This window comes from Rickettsia sp. (genome assembly GCF_965035265.1).
Genome location: NZ_CBCDJS010000110.1, coordinates 1 through 3,878, shown reverse-complemented (window position 1 = coordinate 3,878; position 3,878 = coordinate 1). Strand labels below are relative to the sequence as shown.

Sequence of the window (3,878 nt, the reverse complement as noted above, 5' to 3'; positions counted from 1 at the left end):
AAAAACTTCTGATGCTTCCTTTTGGCTCCTTCCTTTCTTTAGGTAATTTATTACTTTCTTCCTTAAATCTTCACTATATGGACTTGTTGACATTTTTCCTTGTATATTATCTTATTATTGCACCTAATACTATATGATTTACTATAATTTTTCATAACCAATGGTATCCGGCCTTAACCGTTTATAAAGGTGAACTATGTTCTTTGCCTATAAGTAGTGGATATTACAGATATTTAAATAAAAAAATAATAGAAAATAACGGGACTATAGAAATAAGTCACGTAGATCCCGAATTTACTATAGAGCTTTTAGGAGAATAAAAGTTTTTAGTTAAATTCTATCAAAGAAACTTCGTAATTACTTTCAAATATTCATCTAGGACTTTTTGGTTATCCTCAACAAATTTTAAAGCATTTCTGCGGTAAGCTTTAAGTTCTAGAGAATTATTAGACCTAAGTAGATATATGAGTTTAGTTAGTAAATCTTCACCATTTTTGATTTGGATAGCTGCTTCATTTTGCAGTACGCCTTTAGCGATATCGGTATTTTTGCTCATATCGGGACCGAATATAATACAATTAGAGCAATATGCCGCTTCTAAAATATTATGCCCACCTTGTTTAAAAGAACCGCCGATAAAAGAAATTGTAGCTACGGAAAAAAATAGCCCCATTTCACCGAATCTATCAATTATATAAAGATCGTCGCTTAATACAGGTAAATCATTTTGCGATTTAGCGGTAGCGGATAAATTATGCAACTTACAATTATCGATAATTGTTTTAACCCGCTCAGGATGTCTTGGAATTAGAATAATATAGCAATCTAAAAACTGTTCTTTTAGGTTTTTTATTATAGGCAAAATCACCTCTTCATCTTCGGGGTGAGTGCTGGCAAATACCACGACTCGCCTATTGTTTAGATGTGAACTTAATTTTGATAATTCTTCTTGATTGACCGGAAGCTTTTCATTGGCAAATTTAATATTGCCTAAATTAATTACAGCGTCATCTCGATCGCTTGATACAAGCGAATTTTTTGAGTCAAGCCTATGCTCACGTACTTCTGTACGCTCCGCAGGCTTGCTCTTAAATTCATCTTGTCTGAATCGATCGAGATTTAGCTGTATATTCGGTATCCTAAGTTCATTGAATTTTTGTAAGTCACGCTCGCTTTGCACGATAATTTTGCTGAAATTTTTGATGATAAGTTGAAAAAAGCTCTTTCTTTTTAGCCAAGCTTTAAATGATTTATCGGAAATACGTGCGTTAACTAGCAGTAACTTGCACTGCTTCGCTCCCTCATTAATAGTACACGGCCATAATTCTGATTCTATAAAAATACCTAAATCAGGCTGCCAATTTCTTAAAAACTTTTTAGTAAAAATAATATTATCTATAGGTAAGAACTGATGAGTGGCTATTTTAGGTAACTTACTATTTAATATTTTAGCGGAGCTGTTAGTCCAAGAAGTTACTAGAAAACGAACGTTAGGATAAAGTTTACTTATATTACTTATTAAAGTTAAAGCCGCCATAGATTCACCGACGCTGGCTGCATGAATCCATACTAAGAATGAATCGTCTTGTCTGTGTTTTCCAATAGCAAAACGCTCTTGGATGCGTCTTATATCTTCCTTACCTATTAATAAACGTATAAGAATTATGATAAAATAAACAGGTAATAACACAAAGCTTAAAGCATAATATAATAGCATCATTTCTTTAAGCTCTCTGTTAAGCTTGCTAATTGTTTTTCAAGGTTTATATGGTTTTGTATTTTATCATTTGTGAGTTCTAAAGGTGAGCCAACTATGATTTTAATAGTACTAAACGGTAGTGGTATTATTAATTTATCCCAACTTTTTAACCTAAAGCATCTAGAAGTAGAGCTAACTATAGGAATTAATTTTTTATTATATTTGTAAGCAATTTCAGTAATACCGCTATTTACTTTATATACAGGACCTTTAGGACCGTCAGGTGTAATAATTATATTTGCACCTTGAGATAATTTCGCAATAATATTACGTAAAGCCCCAATTGGATTTTTATTAGTGGAGCCGACTATAACGCCGCAACCGAATTTACCGACTAAATCGTTTAAAATTTTGCCGTCTAAATGCGGCGATATTAAAGCATAGATATCTTTAAGTCCTATAAACATAGCTGGGCTTAAGGCAAGCATATTATGCCAAAATGCAAAGATTACGCCTTGTTCGTTTAGGAATTTTTCCTTATTGCCGTTATCGTAAAATATAAATTTCTGCCTTGAAGTAAAGTAAACAAAACGCAAATACCAATATAGTAAAATAGTAATGATACTAAGTAAGCATTTATTATGTTTTAAAAATTTTTTAAAAGCTTTCCGCATTGTTTGTTCTGCCAGTGTCATACCGCGGCTTGACCGCGGTATCCATATAAATATTTACATTGTTAATGTTATTTTTTCTTTAGATACCGCGGTCAAGCCGCGGTATGACAGTTTAGTACTACAAAGCATTACACGCCCGCTCAATCCTAATACAAGCCTCTTCTAGCTCCTCCATAGAAGTAGCATAAGAAATTCTAAAATATCCCTCTAAGCCGAAAGCAATACCGGGTACTACGGCAACTTTTGCTTCTTCAAGTAAATATTCGGCAAAATCATTACTATTTACAATAATTTTTCCTGCTCTAGTCGTATGTCCAAATATTTTATCGCATTTAACAAATAAGTAAAATGCTCCTTCCGGCTTATAGCAGTCAAAATATTTTACTCTTTTCAAAATTGATAAAGCAAGGTCACGCTTTTTCTGAAAATTTAGAGCATTAGGTCCTATATAATCTTGAGGGCCGTTTAATGCTTCAATAGCAGCCATTTGACTTATTGAACAAGGGTTTGAGGTGCTTTGCGATTGGATAATAGTCATTGCTTTAATCAAAGCTTTTGAACCCACACCGTAGCCTATACGCCACCCCGTCATAGAATAAGCTTTCGATACTCCGTTTACGGTAAATATTCTTTCTTTTAAATCAGGTGCTATTTGGGCTAATGTATAAAATTTAAAACTATCAAAAGTAATATGCTCGTAAATATCATCGGACATTACGTTTACATGCGGATATTTTCTTAAAACTTTAGCGATATTTTCTAGTTCTTCAAGGTTATAGCTTGCACCTGTCGGGTTACTAGGAGAGTTAATAATAAGCCACTTAGTTTTATCTGTAATTGAACGTTCTAAAGCTTCCGCACTTAATTTAAAATTATTTTCAATCCCGCAATTTACAAAAACAGGTGTTCCTGTGCTAAGTGCAACCATATCCGGGTATGAAACCCAATAGGGTGCTGGAATAATTACCTCATCCCCTTTATCTAAAGATGCCATAAACAGATTATATATAACTTGCTTACCGCCGGTGCTTACTATTATTTCATCAAGTTCATAATCTATATTATTTTCACGTTTGAATTTGTCTTTTATTGCTTGCTTTAAAAGCGACATCCCCTCAACGTTAGTATATTTGGTAAAACCGTCTTTAATAGCTTTGATTGCTGCTTCTTTGATATTATCAGGCGTATCAAAATCAGGCTCACCTGCACCGAGTGCAATGATATCAATCCCGGCTCTTTTAAGTTCAAGAGTTTTTTTAACGACTGCAAGGGTCGGTGACGGCTTTATAGAATTTAGCCTTGTAGAAATAATTGACATAATTTTGAGTCTGTATTAATGATATATTGTTACAGGGCTTGATTCTTTCATTGTCACCCCGTGGCTTGACCACGGGGTCCATAAAAACAATTAAAAAAGACTGGATACCGCTACAAGCTCACGGGATGACACTCGCAACCTATAACAAGCTTTATTTATAAAAGCAATAATATAGCAATTTTGCTAA

The 3,878-nt window shown here is 33.7% G+C and carries 3 protein-coding genes and 2 pseudogenes; all 5 read right to left on the bottom strand.

All coding sequences use genetic code 11. The features are described from left to right. Positions 1–93, bottom strand: a 93-nt coding sequence (locus tag AC1Z7D_RS06360) for an IS630 transposase-related protein (RefSeq protein WP_482601266.1), incomplete at its 3' end; no start/stop codon positions are given. 247 nt (positions 94–340) lie between these two features. Continuing rightward, positions 341–1,003 (bottom strand): annotated as a pseudogene (locus AC1Z7D_RS06355) (lipid IV(A) 3-deoxy-D-manno-octulosonic acid transferase); the annotation flags it as partial. Between the two features lie 126 nt (positions 1,004–1,129). Next, a pseudogene (locus tag AC1Z7D_RS06350) lies at positions 1,130–1,720 on the bottom strand (glycosyltransferase N-terminal domain-containing protein); the annotation flags it as partial. Continuing rightward, positions 1,717–2,373 (bottom strand): lysophospholipid acyltransferase family protein, encoded by a 657-nt coding sequence (locus tag AC1Z7D_RS06345; RefSeq protein WP_482602959.1) that lies wholly within the window; start codon positions 2,371–2,373, stop codon positions 1,717–1,719. The gene AC1Z7D_RS06345 and the pseudogene AC1Z7D_RS06350, both read right to left, overlap by 4 nt. A gap of 118 nt (positions 2,374–2,491) precedes the next feature. Next, the gene (locus tag AC1Z7D_RS06340; RefSeq protein WP_482602957.1) at positions 2,492–3,691 is read right to left on the bottom strand and encodes a pyridoxal phosphate-dependent aminotransferase; all 1,200 of its coding nucleotides are present in this window, start codon (positions 3,689–3,691) and stop codon (positions 2,492–2,494) included. Positions 3,692–3,878 lie beyond the last annotated feature (187 nt).

Bases quoted from the DNA above. Each gene is read 5' to 3' on its own strand.
- AC1Z7D_RS06345 (WP_482602959.1), bottom strand. From the start codon at position 2,373: ATGCGGAAAGCTTTTAAAAAATTTTTAAAACATAATAAATGCTTACTT.
- AC1Z7D_RS06340 (WP_482602957.1), bottom strand. From the start codon at position 3,691: ATGTCAATTATTTCTACAAGGCTAAATTCTATAAAGCCGTCACCGACC.